Source organism: Cryobacterium sp. TMT1-2-2 (genome assembly GCF_004403505.1).
Lineage (GTDB): Bacteria > Actinomycetota > Actinomycetes > Actinomycetales > Microbacteriaceae > Cryobacterium > Cryobacterium flavum.
This window is the reverse complement of the sequence record NZ_SOGS01000007.1, coordinates 286,579-302,764: the sequence shown is the minus strand read 5'-3', so window position 1 is coordinate 302,764 and position 16,186 is coordinate 286,579. Positions and strand designations below refer to the sequence as shown.

Sequence of the window (16,186 nt, the reverse complement as noted above, 5' to 3'; positions counted from 1 at the left end):
CAGCAAGAACTGTTTCCGCGATCCGACCGCCATTCTCAGATGCGTAAGCTTCCATCGGGAATCCCGTTGAGGGTTCCCCTCTCGAAGACGAGCGATTGCTCTTAGCCCCCGATTTGAACGAAAGTACGCAAAGGAGTCGGGCTGAAGTCACTTCCTTCGACGAAGCCCAGGGATTCGTAGAATGCGCGCTGGCCAGATTCGTCATCGGTTAGAAGTACCTTCTGTCGAACGTGGACGTAGCGCTCCAGGACCTTTTCTACCAGGGCCTTGCCGAGGCCGGCGCGTTGTTGACTGGGGCTCACAAGGATGTCTTGGAGATAACAAATAGTGCTGTCGTCGGAGACGACGCGGGCCAATCCCACAAGTTCGCCGTCCGCGTTCCTCGCCGTCAGGACGTACGACGACTGCTCCAGCGCACGGACAAGGGCATCTGGGTCGCTCGCGTACGCCGTCCACCCGACGCTTGAATAGAGACCAACGAGATCATGTCGCAGGAGGTGCTTCGACTCGGAAAAGGTAAAGGTGGGCATGGGACATGCTGTCACACGTCTATGCGGGCCCAAGCAATGTCCCGCTGACGGTTCGTGATGGGGCGTGCAGACTCCCCGTATCCCCCCTGTGCGCGCTCTTCTGTTGCGCGTCGTCGGCGCATGCCCCGGCCGGGTAGGCCGGACCGTAGACTCACACTGTACGAGCTGGCGATTGGCAGAGTCGCCAAGCACAGCCGTGACCGAAGGAGGGGGTGCTCTTGCGTCGATCTGGTCGCTTTCCTAGGGCGTGGACATTAGCCGTGGCTGCATCTATGGCGTCCGTCTGCGTATCTCTCACTGGATGCGCGTCGACGACGGGCGCGGATTCGGCGAGCCTGGATTCGATCGCCGAGCTCGCGAGAGCTGTTGGTATCACTCCTGAACTCGTGTACACGACTGAGGTGGACGGCTACGATCTCGCACCGCAGTCGGTCGGGCCGGGTGCTGCAGACGGGATGTCGGCTACCTGGTTCAACAGCAGCACGGGTGCGATGCTGACCATCCGTAGCGATTCCGGGGAACTCACGGAAGCGTCGTGTGCTGCGACACCCCTTTGGGATACGCCCGGCGGAGCGGTGACGTGTGCCAATGAGGATGGCGTCTGGCATCGGTCGGCTGGAGGCATCCACGAGTACGTCGCGGTGCGAGACGGTGCGCTGATCTGGGTATCCGGAATGAACGACGCGTCGCCAGCGAATCTTCTGACAGCCGCGAAGAAAGTGCACGTGCCATCGGATGCGGAACTCGAACTGCTCTTCTCCGACGTTCCCAAGACCCCGGGCGAACCGGTGGAGCGCGGAGACCTACCTGAGGATGGCGACGGTGCGCCGATCGATCCGACCGGGCCGGGTGGTTAGTTCCACTCCGCCGAATGCGGCCGCTTGCCGGGCCGCTCCTCATATCTCTAGCCCTAATCCTCGTGGCCGGCGAGGCGCCGTCTGAGCTCTAAGTTCTCACCCTGCGCCTTGGCCAGCGCGAGTTGGAGCTGGCTCAGTTCCCTCCGGTAGGCCTCGCGTTCGGATTTCAGCCGGGCCGAAAGACCGCAAGGCAGCGGACGTGCTGGGGCGCTCGTCCGCTCCCGGCGCGGTTACGCGGAGGAGGTGTTTGCTTCGAAGCTGTTCGATACCGGCGTCACCCCTGATGACATCCGACCAAACCAGCGCCGCCCTCGGCATTAAGCGGGACGTTCACCGGACGGTAAACCGCGACAGTCGGCATCGCTTGTCGACGCTCTTTGAAAAGTACACCGTGGGCGTTATTGTCCTGCTTCTCGAATACTAAGTGACCACGTGGGCGCGGAGTGTCAGATGGGAACGGCTTTGGGCCGAGGTGACGTTCGCGTTCGGTTTCACGTCAGATCGTCCCGGTGGGGGTTCCCGTTGCGGGCGACTTGCTCAGCGAATCGACTTGAGCGGAATTACGCTTCAACGCGCCCGCTGGTCGTCCGGCTTTCGGGCACATCGAATGAATCGGAGGGCCCCATTCTCGGACTATGGCCACAGCGGGTGTGCGGAGTGCTTCAGGTCGAACATGGCGCTTACCCCGCCGAGGGCAGCGACGCTAACCAGGTGTTGATATCCGGTCCCAATATTGTGGCTTCAGTAGGAGCAAGCAGCACCCCCTCAGAGAGCGCGTTTAACGAGGGGCTGGCTGACCGCACCGGCCGCGAGTCCCCGCTCCGGGCTAGTACCCGGGAGGTGAGTTCAGGAAGTCGGATCCGCTCGGGCCCGGTGATGGTCTTGACGACCGAACCCGGCGCATTGAGGGCCGTGTCCACAAGGACCTTTGCGACAGCGTCAGCAGCGATCGGCTGAATGAGCCAGTCCTGGACAAGCACTTCGCTGTCCAGAAAGGAGACTGCCGAGGGGTTTGTCGCGAATTCATACCACTGCGTGGACTTCACGATGGTCGACTGAATTGGGCCCGCTGCAACAATTTCTTCTTGTGCGCGCTTTGCCGCGTAGTAGGGGAAATCGTCAAAAACGGGGTCTTCCACTCCGGCGATGGATAGAAACACCAGGTGGCCTACTCTTTGAGTGACACAATTCTTTACAACGTTCTGAGTCGCAGTGGTGAGCGCCTCGTGCAGTCCCATCATGGCGTCCTGGGGGAACGTATTGGAGGCGTCGATCACCACATCGACTCCGCGCAGTGCATCACTTAGTCCCTTGCCGGAGATTAGATCTACGCCAGCCGAACGGGACACTTCAACCACGGAAATGCCCTTCTTCGCAAGTAGGTTTACCGTGCGCGTGCCGGCGGTTCCGGTAGCTCCCAACACTGCGATCTTCATAAAATTGGACCAACTTTCACGTTCTTATTCTCAACGAATTCGTTCAGATTCTTGCTGCTGACTGCGTCGACACCTTGGACGAGATCTGTGATCGAAACGGCGGCTAAGCTATGTCGCCACGCCTGCTCGGCCGTCCACATCGCGGCCGCAATGGCACACGATCCACTCGCGCGAATCTCGGCAGAATGCGGTTGAAACAACCCGTCGCACCGTATTTCCGTGCATCGGAATATCGGTCCACCGCCTTCGAGCGCTTCAACGACGTCAGCAAGAGTGATCTCAGATGCGGGACGTGACAACGTAAATCCTCCGGCCGATCCGGGCATCGAAATCAGCAAGCCGTGCCGTGTCAGAGCCTGGAGATGTTTATTCAAGTAGGTCGGCGAGAGGCCATAGACCTCCGCCAAGGTCGAATTTGCGACAGGGTGATCTTCGGTCAATCGTTCCAAGACGACAAGGCAATGCGCGGCCCACTCGACCCCTTTTGGAAGCTGCATGATGTCGAGCCTATCAACCTGGACATTTTATATCCAGATTGAAGCAGGTCGATGCAAGGGGTTCACTCTTCAGTGAACCGTTCCTTCTCTCGGGCGCTGTCGGCGTGATCGCGGCCCTCGCACGGCCTTCGCCGCAGCCCGATTGATCCACGGCGGCGTCAGCATCGGGCCAACAACGATTCGGATTCGCAGAATCCAAGTCCCGTAGACGGTTCGGCTTACGGGCAGTGACCAAGCCGATTCAGGTCGCTGACTCCGGTCGAATTCCTCACCTGCGACGAGCTAGCCGTCGCGCGTTCCTCGTTTGCGTCCCAGCATCTGTCGCCACCGATAAGTTGGCAGCCGTGAGTATCTTCCTTGTCGGAGGCGGCCCGGACACCGCTACTTCCTCCGAGATATTTGACCAGTTTGTTGACGAGGTACTTGAGCGAGGAGCGACGAGACACCGGGTTCCGAAAATCGTCGTCGTTATCTTTGACGAGGGAGGAAGCGCGACGCACTTTCTACCGGCCTACACAGCACCGCTCGAAAGCCGCATGCCGTGCGAAATCCGACCAGTGTTGGTCTGCCGTGACAAACAGGTGGAATCGGCCAGCTTCGATGACGTCGATGCGATCCTTGTCGCAGGCGGCCCGACACCCGCCTATTTGAATGCTCTCCAGACATCGATCGACGCGATCGCGAGGGCGATCGTACAAGGAGCGTCCTACATCGGGTTTTCGGCGGGCGCGATGATCGCACCGAAGGTGGCCTTGATTGGGGGGTACACGATGAATGGAACAGAAGTCTGCACCGAAGAATGGGCGGAAGGGCTCGCGGAGATAACGCTGAAGGCTGGCCTTGGCGTGGTCCCATTCACGGTCGACGTTCACGCAGCCCAGGCCGGAACCCTCGGTCGCGCACTCTCCGTAGTCGTCAATGGTCTCGCTGATCGGGTCGTTGCCATTGACGAGAACACGGCGGTTGTCACAACGCTCCACGATCCTGCCAGCATCAGGATCGTCGGGGGTGGCAATGCGTGGACGTTCGAAGCATCTGATGGGCAAGTCACAAGTTCGATTCGGAGGGCGAATTAATCTCGTCCAGTGGCGGTACCTTTTCCGACGGGTTCCGCGCCCGTAAGGGGTTCCTCTCTGACACGGCCTCAGGGCATTGGGCAGTTATATGGATCAGCGCTAGATCTGTCGCATTGGTCGTCCGGCTTGCGGAACGGCGGAGCAGCGCGCGCGTAACGACAGAATCTGTTTACCCAGTGTCGGAGGTGTGCTGGCCGGGTTCATGGAACGGGTGAGCGAGAAGACTGGAGCGCGCGGCGACTTCCGCGTCGAGAGCAAAATCTTCTTTTCACCGCGTCACGGGCAGGCGTCGCTCAGCTTCATGGCCGCGAGCGGACTCGCCGAGCTATCGCGGGCGATAGGTAAAGTACGGGCGATGCTGCTTCATCATGAACACTGCGAGTCAAGTGTTGATTCTGAGCCCGTGACCATCGCAATCCTGCTAACGCCACGCGGTCGCTCCGGAGGCCACTGGGACACAACTGTGATCCGGTTGCGGGACTAATCAACGCTGGACGCGGCCGAAAAGGCTGGCTATCGGGGATTCGTGGCGGCAGGTTCACTGGTGCTGCCGACTGGTGTCTGCCGGTGAACGCTCACTATCCGTCCACCACCGTGGCCGCTGTCGCGCCCGCAAAATCGATGGTCATCGACTGGAAGAACCCCGGGAAGAAAATCCCCGACGGGCGTGGCTTCAACGAGCTGTCGGTTGCCGTCGTCACCGAGCCGCGATAACCAAGGGCTGCCGCACCTGAATTCTCGAGAAGTTGCGCCGGCGTCGGCCCAGTTCGGGGTGCTGGGTACGGTGCCGGCAATCCATCAGTCGTGCTGCCATGGCGCGCAGCCGCGACATGAAACACCGATGCATAGACCCACGAAATCATCCATGCTTCCGCCAGGACCGCAGGCGGATCGACACGCAGCGACGTCGCTTCGAGCCCCTGCTTCCGGGGTGGATACGGCCGCGCGAGATATGTGACCAACGGACGGTCGAAAATGACGATGGATTTGCCGGGGCCAAAGCTACTCAGGGGAACTTCTCCGTCTTCACCGGGTCCGGGACCCGTCATCAGTTCTAGGCGCACGTCATCCCGTGTCCGGATTGCGAGGCCGTGCTTCAACTTGTTATGGGCCGCGTTTACAGTCAACTCGTTGTCTGTAAGGAGCTGCGCTGCCCGCAGTACCCAAGCCCACGCCACCCCAAACGCCTCAATATCAGCCGCACTCTGCACCGATTTAGGTGGAAGGAACGCTTTTGCAAATGCACCGACGTCTGAGTTCATCGCGGCTGCCAGCTCATCTGTCACCTCATGAAGGCCAATAGGGCCGTCGGTGAGAGTGGCCCAAGTGCAAGCAGCGTCCCCGGTTCGAGGCCTTGCGACGACCACCGCGTGAAGCATTCGGATAAGCGCTTCTGCTGCATGGTGGCGAACCGAAACAGAATCGAGTGCCACTTGGAGGTCTCGGTCGCTGTCCCCGTGCTCCAAGATATTCGCCAGCTCCAGATCGCCAAGCGCCTTGAGAAACCCAACCGCGTCACCGGCAGTGACCTCGTTCTGCTCGCTGCTTGCACTGAGAAGTGCCGATATTCGCGCGGAGAAGTAGGCCAGCGGACGTGCCTGAAAGAACTCGTCATCAAGGATCTTTGCCTGCTCGGATGTGAGGGCTGACCCGCCCGGGATGATGTGCAACATGCACCTGATTATCCCGTCAGAGAGCCACCGAGTCGACAAAGCAGTCGCACACCGCTTGCTCGTCACAGTAGATAATGACTTCACCGCCGGCCACCAGCTCGCGGATCGCTCCGGAGAGCAGCTGTCTCTCCCGTTCTGCACCGCGGACGACGCATCGACGCGTAATAACCACAACGAAACCTAGTCGATCCATCTCCAAGACATCACGGTCCGATTCCCGGACGGGGTTCCCGTTTGGAGCATGGCGGAGCTCGCTTGCGGCTCGCCCGTTTCGTATAAGCGAGCGCAACGAGCATCGGCACCGGGACAGCGTTCAGCGGTCTTGCCCCGTGCGTCGGCGGCTCACCCGCCGGAAAGAGCGGACACCTCCGACGATGGCGGCGAGCCCGCCGATCATTCCGCCTATGACCGCGCCCTGGGCCATTCCGCCCAAGAACCCCTCGCCTGGGGTCACCTCGAGCGATGGCGTGGGCAGCATCGGCTCCCCCGTGAGTACCGTGTAGGTCATCGCGGCGAAGGTCAGCACCATCGCGACGCCGTAGATCATGATGCCGACCATTGTCGATCGGGCGCCAGCGTTCTCGGCGAGCTTCTGGAGGTTGACGTTCCGCCGACTCGCATACCACAAGGCCGCGACCGACGGCACGACGGTCACGACCAGCAGGACAACCGGCAGGAGAATGAGCCCGAAAAGTGAGGCGACGAGGGCTGCCAAGAGTCCGACGTAGAGCCCGGCCGTCAGTCCGAAGGCACTCGACTCCATTGACACGGCGCGTTCGCGTTCGTCGCCATATGCCGGGCTGTCGAGGTCCATGACCCGCTCTGTCCATCGGTCCAGCAAGTTTCGTCTGCGCGTCATGTGTCAGCTCCTGTCTCGTTCGTGAAAAGTTCTTCGACGGTCCCACCCAGGGCACGGGCGATCCGCAACGCGAGATACACAGATGGGGCATAGTCGCCTTGTTCAACGGCGATGATGGTCTGCCGGCTCACGTTCACCTGCTCGGCGAGCTCGGCTTGGGTGATCCGCCGCTCCTTGCGGCGCTCCCGCACCGGGTTCGCCGTGGCGGAAGCGGAATCGTGGGGACACATACACATATGTTAAGGATCATTGACATCTAATGTCAAGTATCATTGTCATCTGGGTGCGCTGCGGGAGAGCGTTTTTCGACGCTGGTCGCGCTAGACGCTCCAACAGATAGCCGCGCTCACGGTTGCCCTTCCGAGTCGCAACCGGACGCCGTCCTCGATATTTTCAAGCGACGGCGTGGGGATGTGTCCAGCCGGAGATCACCCCATAATGTCAACGTCGCCTTGACGGTAGGCTGAATGTCAATGTATCCTTGACGCATGAACTCGTTGACAAAGATTCGCACTGCGCGAACCGCCCTCTGGGCCCTCTTGGCTTTTGGCATCTGCTTGGTATTGTTTGCGACGTTCATAGGCGCTGGGCTCCCCAGTTTCATCGTGGGCGTAGCTGGTTGGATCGCTCTAATTGCTGGCCTAATTGGACTCGTCTCATTTTTCATCCAGAAGTCCAAAGCAGCTTCGCGATCGGATTCCTGGCGCCCAGCGGACGACGACGAACGATGACCGGAGCAGCCGACGCTGCCTTGTCGGTACAGTTGTCCAAAATTGCAGCCGACAGAGGAGTAGCCCTCAGTAACCGTGACGAGGATCAATCCCCTGACTTCCTATTGCACTCGGTCACTGTCTTCGGGGACCTGGCACGCGTTGCTGCGCAGCTGCAATCTGAAGCCGTGGCATCAGCCCAGGAATCGGGACTGAGTTGGGCGAAGATTGGCAAAGCCCTAGGAACGTCCCGGCAGGCAGCTCAGCAGCGTTTCGATAGCCGTCGCAACACCCCCGTTGCTAACACCGAAGCCACTCGGATTGTGGGTCCAGTATCGCGCGCCGAGGAAGTCGACCACATAAACGCGGCTGGGCGACGGGGCTGGAAGTTAGTCCGGTCCCTGCACGGCGAACATGTTCTCGAACGGGATGAAGGCTCATGGGAGGTCGCACGCGTCTCCATCTTTTCACCGCGCGCTTTACCCTCGGCCGCCGACGGATGGGAGGCCGCCTCGACTCGGTTCCCTGACTGTTTCTATATTCGGCAGCAGGGTCGCTAAACGGACTCTCTCTTTTTCCGTGCCGTACCCGTCCCGTAGCAGGTTCGGCTTACGAAGACCTCAGGACTCTGCCATTGTCAAAGAATGGACTGGCCCACAACTGAACCCATTGCTTCTGTGCGACTTTTGTTGGAACCGCTGTCGGTGGAGCATGCGCCTTCGATGATCGAGGTTCTGGCCGACCCTGCGCTCTATGAATACACCGGCGGAGAAATACCGTCTCTGACGGTGTTGGAAAAACGCTATGCCGCGCAGGCCGTTGGGCACTCTGATGATGGTTCGCAGTGGTGGTTGAACTGGGTTGTCACACAGCTAGACTCCGGGAAGCCGGTGGGATTTGTACAGGCAACCGTCGAAGACGATGGGTCGAGTCTCGTGGCTGACATCGCTTGGGTCATTTCACCCGACTGGCAAGGGCAAGGAATCGCTTCTGAGGCCGCTCAAGCGATGATCGCCTGGTTGCGATCAAACGAAGTCTGCCGCCTCACAGCGCACATTCATCCCGATCATCAGGCCTCCATGAAGGTGGCGCAAAATCAAGCCTTACACGCGACCTCATCGAAGAAGGATGGTGAAACTCGCTGGGAATCCCAGCAACCCTAGAGCGCCCGTTAGGGGTTCCTCTGTGACACAGCGTCGGCGAAATCGGCCGACGGGTGCTGTGGCCCTAAATCTGTGTCGTTCAGCGTCCCTCCTATGGAACGTGGGACGGACCTCTTGGGACGGATCGCGGGAGCCACGTTGAACTTTTCGCAGTTGGCTTGGGTCGCAGTTTGCGCTGTGGTTGACCACGATCGGGGTAATTTGTTCTAGTGATGCTGGATCACGGTCGCGGATGTCCCGAGACCTGTCCACTGTTCGTGTCCGCCTCGCCCATATTTGCGGTGATTTCTCGCAAGGCTGCTATGTGCGCCCGGTAGGCCTTCCGGCCCTTCGTGGTGAGGGCGAGAGAAGTCCGCATGTGGGAATCAATGACGGTCTTTGTGATGTTGACGTAGCCCGCTTCACCCAGCGGCTTCACGTGCTTGCTGAGAACGGAATCGCTGACACCCAGCAGATCACGGATGATGGAAAAGTCCGCGCTCTCGACGGCCGACAGCGCGGCCGTTATGCGCAGCCTGTTGGGTGCATGGATCACTTCATCGAATGCCGCGCGCATCGTTACGTTCCTACTGCTGTGCGATGAAGATCTCGCTCCCACCACCAGGGAACCGCAATCATCACCAGTGGCACTGCGATCGCCAACCCCACGACGGCCCAGAAGTAGTCTGTGTACGTTCCAATGAGGATTCCGGCGATCGGGACCAGCACCATCACGCCGACAAGGATCAGTCGCCCTGCAAGATGCTGACCTGGCTGGGCCAGGAGGCGGCGAACTCCAGCACGCTCGAAGAGCCAGGCCGAAACGATTATGGCAATGAACGCGACGACTGCAACGACGAATGACACCTCTTGTGGGAGTAAAACGGCGGCGGTAATCGCGCCACTGGCTAGTCCGACGATGGCGATGGATGGCCTGATCGAGCGGGCGCGCCGCCGCATGGCACCTTCTGCTGCTTGAGCGGATGCTAATGCATCGCCTGCAGAGATTGGGACCTGTTCTTCGTTTTGCATCGTGACTCCACTTTCCACTTTCTGCTTCGGACTTTCCTTTACGGAAAACCTAGCACTTTCCGCAACGGAAAGCGCACTGCGGGATCAGAGTCTCGATGGTCTCCCGCACCTTGTGCTTCACTATTAATTCCTGATGGGCCCGACGATCAACGTCCTGTAGTGCCCGTGGAAAACGGCTGTCCGCTCCAAAAGCTTTAGTGTCCCGCCGAGGGTTCGGCTTGCGGCAGAACTTTTATCCAGCTTTCACGATACAGGCCAGCGTAATTCCCCATTATTATTCTGCGCCCATGACATCCAAGGTCCTTCGGGGTCATTTAAAGCGCGTAGAAGTTGTCCGCGATGCCGGCCGCTCGGGGTGCGCTGGGGGTCGACCGCGGGCGCGGCTCAGGGAAGAGGCTCCAGCGCGCGAATGACGAGTAGATAGTCTGACTAAATAGTGACACTATGTAGTTATGCGTGCAGCGTTGGAGGAGAAAGTCATGGGCGCCAAACAGTGGTCAAGCGATTGGATGCGGGCAGCCCTCGGCCTGTGCGTGCTGCGCACTCTCGCCGCCGGCCCGACCTACGGGTACGCCATCGCGGCCGCGCTGGAAGAGAACGGATTTGGCACGATCAAAGGCGGCACGCTGTATCCGTTGCTGACTCGCTATGAAGTGGCCGGCTGGATCGCTGTCGAGTGGCGGGTCGGCGCCGGCGGCCCCGAGCGGAAATATCTGTCGCTGACAGATACCGGACGCGACGAGTTGACAACCCAGACCGCCAACTGGCGCGATTTTACGGGCACGGTCCTGGCGCACCTCGACAACACACCCACAAGCAGCACCGCACTGACCACGGAGACGGCTAAATCATGACGACCAGCAATATTCGCGACGCACACGACCGCGACACCGAAAACGAGAAGTGGTTGGAAGGCCTGACCATCGAGCTGCGCCTGCTCGACGTCAATGGAACGCGGATCGGCGACGCCGTGGCGACCGCGCGCGAGTTTCTGGCCGACTCCGGGGCACTAGCGGAAGAATCTTTCGGCAGCGCTCGTTACTACGCCGCGGAGCTGAGCCTTCCGGCAACCGCAGATGCCGCAAAAGGGGTGTGGGGTGCCACCCTGCGCAGCGGGCTTGGCCTGCTCGGGCTGATGGCGCTCATAGAGACGGTCGTTCCGCTCAGGCATCAGACAGACGTGACATTCGGGCTCGGGGTGGTTCTGATTACGATCGCAGTGCTCGCGATAATTGCGTTCCTGCCACGAATCCTCCCCATCATAATCGTCCGGATAGTTTCGCACGGGAAGGGCAGAGCGTTCATTGAGGGGGCGGCAGTTGGGCTTGTCACTACGCTGGTTTTTGTGCTGTTATCCCTGTGGTCAGCGGACCGGATCGTGTTCAGTGTTCCCGCGCTACCGGTCTTCATTGCGGCGGTCGTGCTACTCATCGCCCCGCCTCTGTGGGCCCAGTTTCACCACTCCTATCAGGCTGACCCCATCGTGCCACCCGGCTCCGCGCCGGCCGACACGCCACGGATATCTATCGGCGTCCGGCTATTTCTGGTCGCCACCAACTGGTTGCTCGTCATCGTGAGTGTCATCCTCTGCGCCCTGGAGCTGTTCATGGACACCCTAGCTCGCTGAAACCCGGCGGGGGTGTCCCTAAACAACACGGAATCGTGTAATCCCAACTCGCTACAGGCCGAGGCGGGTGGGCAACGACAGAGTCCAAGGTGTGTCCAATCAGCGCGGTCGAGCGCATCGTGTGCCACACGCGTCGCGGTCGTGATGCGGCGGCTTGAGATCACAAGGAGAACGCGTGGTCCCGTGAGGGATTCCCTGTGCGGGTGTGGAACTCGACCGGCAGCGTCGCAAGAATCCCCGAGCGAGGAAGTAGAAGCAACGCACGGCGTTCACCTCCATCCCGATGAGAGTCCGGAATTCCTCGAATCAGTCTGCGCGGCCCACGGCTTCCGCCGCGTCTATGAAGGCTAACCAGAGACCGCGCAGCGCCTCCCTCTGCGCATGACCGGTCGCCGTGAGCTCATAGACCTTGCGGGCAGGACCAGACTCGCTTTGCTCCCACCGGGCGGCGATTGCTCCTTCGTCCTCGAGTCGGACGAGCGCGGGATACAGTTGCGCGCCTTTGATGGGTTGCAGTCCGGCGGATGCGAGCGATTGAGATATGCCGTATCCGTGGCGTGGTGCGACCGAGAGAACGTTGAGAATGAGCATCGGAAGGGAGGCGCGCTGCCAGGCGGCGGTGCTCATCGCTGCTGCACCCACGGTCGGCGGCTCCAACCTACGAGAGGGGTGACTATGGAACTGAGCAAGAGCAGACTCGCGATGGGGATCGTCAGATTACCCCAGCTCTGCGCAGTGACGACCAGGGCGGTGCCGACGAGGGGCGATCCGGTACCGGCAAGGATCCACAGCCACCAGAGACGTAACCGTGACGTTCGATCGGCGTCGGCAATGTCACGAGCCAACACCAGCGGGTGCCCGTATTCCTCATAAGCTAATTTGTCACTGACGGCCAGAGACTGCTGGATTTCCGAGACATGGCCACGCGCGATGTCTGCTGGTACGAATCGCGCGCGAAGGCCACCCCGCAGGCGTCGCAGCCAGTCAGAGTCGTCCCAACTCGTGCGGAGAACCTGGCGCTGCATCCGGCTCGCCCGCACCAGTATGACGATGCCCGGGGCGATGAGTGCCAGGCCCAAGATCGGGACGGGCACCGCGCGGGCCACGATGTGATCGTTGCCCAGAGCAACTGCGGAGGCGATGCCGGCCAGGGCAATGACGCCTGCCGTCACGAGCACACCCGTCATTGCGACGGATCGTCCCGCCGAGAAGAATGCACGAGCGGCAATCCAGCCCATGAACGGAACTGCGACGCTGACCGCCACCAGGAGGTGCGCAATGTTGAGGTCAGCAGACCAACCACTGCGAAGAGCAAGAAGCAACACCGAGACAACGCCCATGCCGAGCAAGGTGCCGCCAGCGTCTCTCACGGCGTGGTGCGGACCCCCGCCTTCAGATGTTCGCACCGCTTCAGCGGTGGTAGCAAGTTCGAGAACATCTTCCGCTGCGAGCGTGGGGGCATCGCCGAAAAGATGGGCCGCGGGTAGATCTGCTTCCCGGACCGCGTTGAGCAGCTCGCGCTCGCGCTCGTCGAGGGCAATGGCAGGCACATGCTTGCCCGCCATCGACGCTCGATAGCGCGTCACCCACGCCTGGTCGGTCTCAGGCCAGATATCTCTATTCCTCATGATCAAGCATCCTCTATCTAGATCGCAACTGTATCTAGATACAAGCACACTCATCAGAGTGACTGCAAGCCTGCGCGAGCTCCAGCGTCCCGCCTGGGGTTCCCGTGTGACACTATGTCGGCGCACTCGGCCGCCGGGTGGTTTGGCCTCATATCTGTCGCAGTGGGCGTCCGGCGTTCGGGCGCGACAGCTCGGCGTGCTGCGCAGATACTTCTCTAGCTACCGGTCCGGGGAGAATGCAGCCTGAGGGCGGAAACGGTGGCCATTGTGGCGCCGACAAAGATCGGAGCCACGCTGACCGCACCGAATGCCACTGCGTTGAAAGGACTCATTCCAGTGGCATTGGCCGGAGAATATACGATTCGTCCGGTTGCCGCCCACGTTACAGCCCACGCCACGACCGCGATAATGACGATGCCGGCAGTCAGTCCAACAAGCGGCCGGTGCCATCCGATGGCGACCGCGAGTGCACCGACGATAGCGCTCATGGCCAAAGTCAGAGGGTTGATCGTGAGGTTGCTCGGGAACGGAGCGGTCACCGCCAGGACAGTGACGTAGTAGGTCAACACTCCCATCACGATGCCAAGAGCCAGCGACACAACCGTCTTGAGAAAAGTGCTTCGTATTCCCATCATCTCAGCGGGAACCTCGGATGAAACCATAATGCCCTCCCCATTTCAGTAGCCTCACCAGTATCCCGGATCTCACAAGGCGTTGCCCATTCGGTACTAGAGCGGGACGTGTCGATCGAGTGACCAGAGAGCCCAATTGATGTGCGGAACCTGCGTGCAATAGTTCGGTTAGGCGTAGCTCTCCGGGCGCGTTCGGCGTCGGACTTGGTGAGCGTAAACCTGGCCCCGTCTGACGTGGCCCTAGGCTGTGACTGGGGGCGCGAGCATCCGTTCTTGAGGAATTTCTACGGGCAAGAGCACGGGGCGAATCATGGAATACATCGAAAGTCGCGTCATCAATGCATCGAGGGCGACGATTGCGAGCATTCTCGCCGATATTCGCCGCCTGCCGGAATGGAATCCCGCGATACTTTCTGTCACAGCGGTCGATCCGGTTGCGCTGCTTGGCAAGCACTATCCGATTCGAGCCAAACTGCCTGGTTCACCCACGATCACTTACGAACAGGTGTCTACGGATTGCGTCGTCTGGCGCCTGGACGGACTACAGGCGCATGAAACCGGGACCTGGAAACTCGTTTCAGTTGCTGATCACAAGACCGAGGTGACCCACACCATCACTCACAGCGGAGCAGTCTTTCGCATGCTTGCCGGTGCCTTTCGGACTGTGCCCGGTCTGAGGCTCGATCGTTTGCAGCGCCGAGCAGAAAAGGCTCAGGAGCGCACCAGATCACGGGACGTGAACGATCGTCCCGACGTTTCGGGTTGATTGCTTCAACGGCCTTCATGCGAGCAGGTACACCGTGCATGTAAGTGAATTCGGCCCCTCAGACGGACCTCCGGTGCTTCTGTTACACGGTGGCGGAGTAGCAGGGTGGATGTGGACCTCGCTTCGACGAACCCTCGAAGCGACGTACAAAGTAGTCGTGCCCGATCTTCCGGGCCATGGTCACAGTGCCGATGAGCCGTATCAATCCCACACCGAGACGGCAAACGCTCTCAGCCAGTTACTGGTGCGTGGCGGTTCGAATCCCACGGCAGTCATCGGATTCTCCTTGGGCGCACAGCTCACCATCGAACTCGCATCTCAGTACCCCGAACTCGTAGATCGCGTGATGATAGTCAGCGCCCAGGCAAAAGCGATGCCCTTTGCCGGGCTCACCCTTCGCGCACTCGGGGCCGCTGCACCCTTAGCGCAAAATCGCAGGTTCGCCCGACTTCAGGCCCGGGAGTTGTTTGTACCGGCAGAGTTGATGGAAGAGTACATCGACACGAGTGCTCACATCACCAAAACCACCTTGCTCGCCGCAGTCGGTGACAACATGCGATTCGCGGTACCGCCAACGTGGTCAGAGTTTCACGGTCAAGCATTCGTAATGGTCGGCAGCCGGGAGCGCGCCCTGATGCGTGACTCCGCCAAGATCATTCACGCGGCCCTGCCTAGCAGCGACATGGAAATTGTCCCTGGCCGTGGCCATGGAATACCACTGGAATGCCCAGACTGGTTCAACCCTCGCGTTGCCGCTTGGCTTGCACTGCAGTAGCTGCATCCAGTGCACAGAATCGTGCTCCCGACCGCTTCTTCGTCGCGGACCACTAACCGTGGGGCCGCAGAACAGCATCGCTAAGAGACGGGGTCGCGTCCCTGTCCCGTAGGGGGTTCCGGCTACGGACGCCTGTGTGCCAGGCCGTGACGGGTACGCTGAGCGGTAAGAGAAGTGCGTGAGGGGGCATGGTGCTGCAAGAACTTTACATGATTTGCCATTTTGCGCTCGTTGTTGCCAGCCCGCATCTGACGTTGGGTCATCAGGTTTTCGTCATCATGGTCGCCGTCGGAATTCTCTTGAGCCTCGCCGTGATCGTGGCCCTGTTGGTTTTCGTTGTGGCGCGGGAATTCGACCTGCGCGCGTCGTCCACGAAAAGCGGGGGAGCTCCGCCGCGTTCGCACTTCACACCACAAATAACGCGATGTGGCAGAGGCACTCCTATGCCGCGCGCGCCCACAAGTCAGACGCCCGTCGCCTGACCCTTGATGGAGCACGTCGATTCATCGTGCACCTCTCTTTTGGTAGTCGGCCGGCAGATACAACTGTGCGCCGCTATCTGTAGGAGAAGTAATGCTAGCGACATCAAAAGAGCCGCGACTAGATCCACACCGGAACGTGCACGCGAGGCGAACGCAAGAATTTTTGACGCGCGCCTGGTGGAAACTTAATGACCTCGCAGCTGCGATGTATGTCGGGGCAGCCTCGCTGATCGGCTTCGAAGCTCTTGCGCTGATTCTCGTATTCACCACCGCTTGGCCAATTGCCATCCCTATCGTTGTCGGGCTGCTGGCGCTGCTTTTCTTCGCCCGCCGATTTCTCGTCCGGGTCTGGTGCCTGATCCTGCCGGCTCGGTCTGGAAGCAAAAATCCCGGACCATAGTCCGACGGGAATCGAATCGAATCTGAGAATTTAGCCTCTTTGTGAATTGGCCTCAGAATGCCGT

General features: G+C 60.2%; 20 protein-coding genes. 9 read left to right on the top strand and 11 right to left on the bottom strand.

The features are described 5' to 3' along the window. Positions 1–101: 101 nt before the first annotated feature. Positions 102–530, bottom strand: coding sequence for a GNAT family N-acetyltransferase (locus E3T35_RS06690; protein ID WP_134346812.1), 429 nt, complete (start codon positions 528–530; stop codon positions 102–104). Between the two features lie 386 nt (positions 531–916). Here E3T35_RS06690 and E3T35_RS06685 point away from each other — a divergent pair, with 386 nt between their 5' ends. Next, positions 917–1,387 (top strand): hypothetical protein, encoded by a 471-nt coding sequence (locus tag E3T35_RS06685; RefSeq protein WP_241987883.1) that lies wholly within the window; start codon positions 917–919, stop codon positions 1,385–1,387. Between the two features lie 680 nt (positions 1,388–2,067). Here the strand turns inward: E3T35_RS06685 and E3T35_RS06680 are convergent. After that, positions 2,068–2,823: an SDR family oxidoreductase gene (locus E3T35_RS06680; protein WP_134378194.1), complete on the bottom strand. Its 756-nt coding sequence runs from the start codon at positions 2,821–2,823 to the stop codon at positions 2,068–2,070. After that, on the bottom strand, positions 2,820–3,320 hold the full coding sequence (locus tag E3T35_RS06675; RefSeq protein WP_134346811.1) for an Rrf2 family transcriptional regulator: 501 nt from the start codon (positions 3,318–3,320) through the stop codon (positions 2,820–2,822). The genes E3T35_RS06680 and E3T35_RS06675 overlap by 4 nt, the downstream gene beginning before the upstream one ends. 344 nt (positions 3,321–3,664) lie before the next feature. Here E3T35_RS06675 and E3T35_RS06670 point away from each other — a divergent pair, with 344 nt between their 5' ends. Next, positions 3,665–4,396, top strand: a complete 732-nt coding sequence (locus tag E3T35_RS06670; RefSeq protein WP_134346810.1) for a Type 1 glutamine amidotransferase-like domain-containing protein — start codon at positions 3,665–3,667, stop codon at positions 4,394–4,396. A gap of 578 nt (positions 4,397–4,974) precedes the next feature. On the opposite strand, the gene E3T35_RS06665 is transcribed toward E3T35_RS06670, so the two are convergent. From E3T35_RS06665 to E3T35_RS06655, 3 genes are all read right to left on the bottom strand, one after another. After that, a complete protein-coding gene (locus tag E3T35_RS06665; RefSeq protein ID WP_134378193.1) occupies positions 4,975–6,069 on the bottom strand; it encodes a hypothetical protein in 1,095 nt (364 codons plus the stop codon). Between the two features lie 313 nt (positions 6,070–6,382). Then, positions 6,383–6,928: a hypothetical protein gene (locus E3T35_RS06660; RefSeq protein ID WP_134346808.1), complete on the bottom strand. Its 546-nt coding sequence runs from the start codon at positions 6,926–6,928 to the stop codon at positions 6,383–6,385. Then, positions 6,925–7,158 carry a helix-turn-helix transcriptional regulator gene (locus tag E3T35_RS06655; protein ID WP_134378192.1) on the bottom strand — a complete coding sequence of 78 codons (234 nt, stop codon included), beginning with the start codon at positions 7,156–7,158 and terminating at the stop codon, positions 6,925–6,927. Before E3T35_RS06655 ends, E3T35_RS06660 begins: the two co-directional genes overlap by 4 nt. A 1,124-nt stretch (positions 7,159–8,282) precedes the next feature. On the opposite strand from E3T35_RS06655, the gene E3T35_RS06640 reads away from it, so the two are divergent. Next, the gene (locus tag E3T35_RS06640; protein WP_134346804.1) at positions 8,283–8,801 is read left to right on the top strand and encodes a GNAT family N-acetyltransferase; all 519 of its coding nucleotides are present in this window, start codon (positions 8,283–8,285) and stop codon (positions 8,799–8,801) included. A 220-nt stretch (positions 8,802–9,021) separates the two neighbouring features. On the opposite strand, the gene E3T35_RS06635 is transcribed toward E3T35_RS06640, so the two are convergent. Next, positions 9,022–9,357 carry a transcriptional regulator gene (locus E3T35_RS06635; RefSeq protein ID WP_134378191.1) on the bottom strand — a complete coding sequence of 112 codons (336 nt, stop codon included), beginning with the start codon at positions 9,355–9,357 and terminating at the stop codon, positions 9,022–9,024. Between the two features lie 2 nt (positions 9,358–9,359). Then, the gene (locus E3T35_RS06630; RefSeq protein WP_134346802.1) at positions 9,360–9,812 is read right to left on the bottom strand and encodes a hypothetical protein; all 453 of its coding nucleotides are present in this window, start codon (positions 9,810–9,812) and stop codon (positions 9,360–9,362) included. Between the two features lie 479 nt (positions 9,813–10,291). Between E3T35_RS06630 and E3T35_RS06625 the strand changes: the two genes are divergently transcribed. Both E3T35_RS06625 and E3T35_RS06620 read left to right on the top strand, forming a co-directional pair. After that, a complete protein-coding gene (locus tag E3T35_RS06625) occupies positions 10,292–10,666 on the top strand; it encodes a PadR family transcriptional regulator (protein WP_241987882.1) in 375 nt (124 codons plus the stop codon). Beyond that, a complete protein-coding gene (locus tag E3T35_RS06620) occupies positions 10,663–11,439 on the top strand; it encodes a hypothetical protein (protein WP_134346800.1) in 777 nt (258 codons plus the stop codon). The genes E3T35_RS06625 and E3T35_RS06620 overlap by 4 nt, the downstream gene beginning before the upstream one ends. Positions 11,440–11,745: 306 nt before the next feature. On the opposite strand, the gene E3T35_RS06615 is transcribed toward E3T35_RS06620, so the two are convergent. The 3 genes from E3T35_RS06615 to E3T35_RS06605 all read right to left on the bottom strand — a co-directional run bounded on the left by E3T35_RS06615 (position 11,746) and on the right by E3T35_RS06605 (position 13,729). Continuing rightward, positions 11,746–12,066, bottom strand: a complete 321-nt coding sequence (locus E3T35_RS06615) for a PadR family transcriptional regulator (protein WP_134346799.1) — start codon at positions 12,064–12,066, stop codon at positions 11,746–11,748. Next, on the bottom strand, positions 12,063–13,067 hold the full coding sequence (locus E3T35_RS06610; RefSeq protein WP_134378190.1) for a hypothetical protein: 1,005 nt from the start codon (positions 13,065–13,067) through the stop codon (positions 12,063–12,065). The genes E3T35_RS06615 and E3T35_RS06610 overlap by 4 nt, the downstream gene beginning before the upstream one ends. Before the next feature lie 215 nt (positions 13,068–13,282). Further along, on the bottom strand, positions 13,283–13,729 hold the full coding sequence (locus E3T35_RS06605) for a hypothetical protein (protein ID WP_241988747.1): 447 nt from the start codon (positions 13,727–13,729) through the stop codon (positions 13,283–13,285). A 280-nt stretch (positions 13,730–14,009) separates the two neighbouring features. Between E3T35_RS06605 and E3T35_RS06600 the strand changes: the two genes are divergently transcribed. From E3T35_RS06600 to E3T35_RS06585, 4 genes are all read left to right on the top strand, one after another. Continuing rightward, the gene (locus E3T35_RS06600) at positions 14,010–14,465 is read left to right on the top strand and encodes an SRPBCC family protein (protein WP_134378189.1); all 456 of its coding nucleotides are present in this window, start codon (positions 14,010–14,012) and stop codon (positions 14,463–14,465) included. A 34-nt stretch (positions 14,466–14,499) separates the two neighbouring features. Next, the gene (locus tag E3T35_RS06595; protein ID WP_134346796.1) at positions 14,500–15,240 is read left to right on the top strand and encodes an alpha/beta fold hydrolase; all 741 of its coding nucleotides are present in this window, start codon (positions 14,500–14,502) and stop codon (positions 15,238–15,240) included. A gap of 188 nt (positions 15,241–15,428) precedes the next feature. Next, the gene (locus tag E3T35_RS06590; protein ID WP_134346795.1) at positions 15,429–15,722 is read left to right on the top strand and encodes a hypothetical protein; all 294 of its coding nucleotides are present in this window, start codon (positions 15,429–15,431) and stop codon (positions 15,720–15,722) included. 163 nt (positions 15,723–15,885) lie between these two features. Further along, a complete protein-coding gene (locus E3T35_RS06585) occupies positions 15,886–16,122 on the top strand; it encodes a hypothetical protein (protein WP_134346794.1) in 237 nt (78 codons plus the stop codon). Positions 16,123–16,186 lie beyond the last annotated feature (64 nt).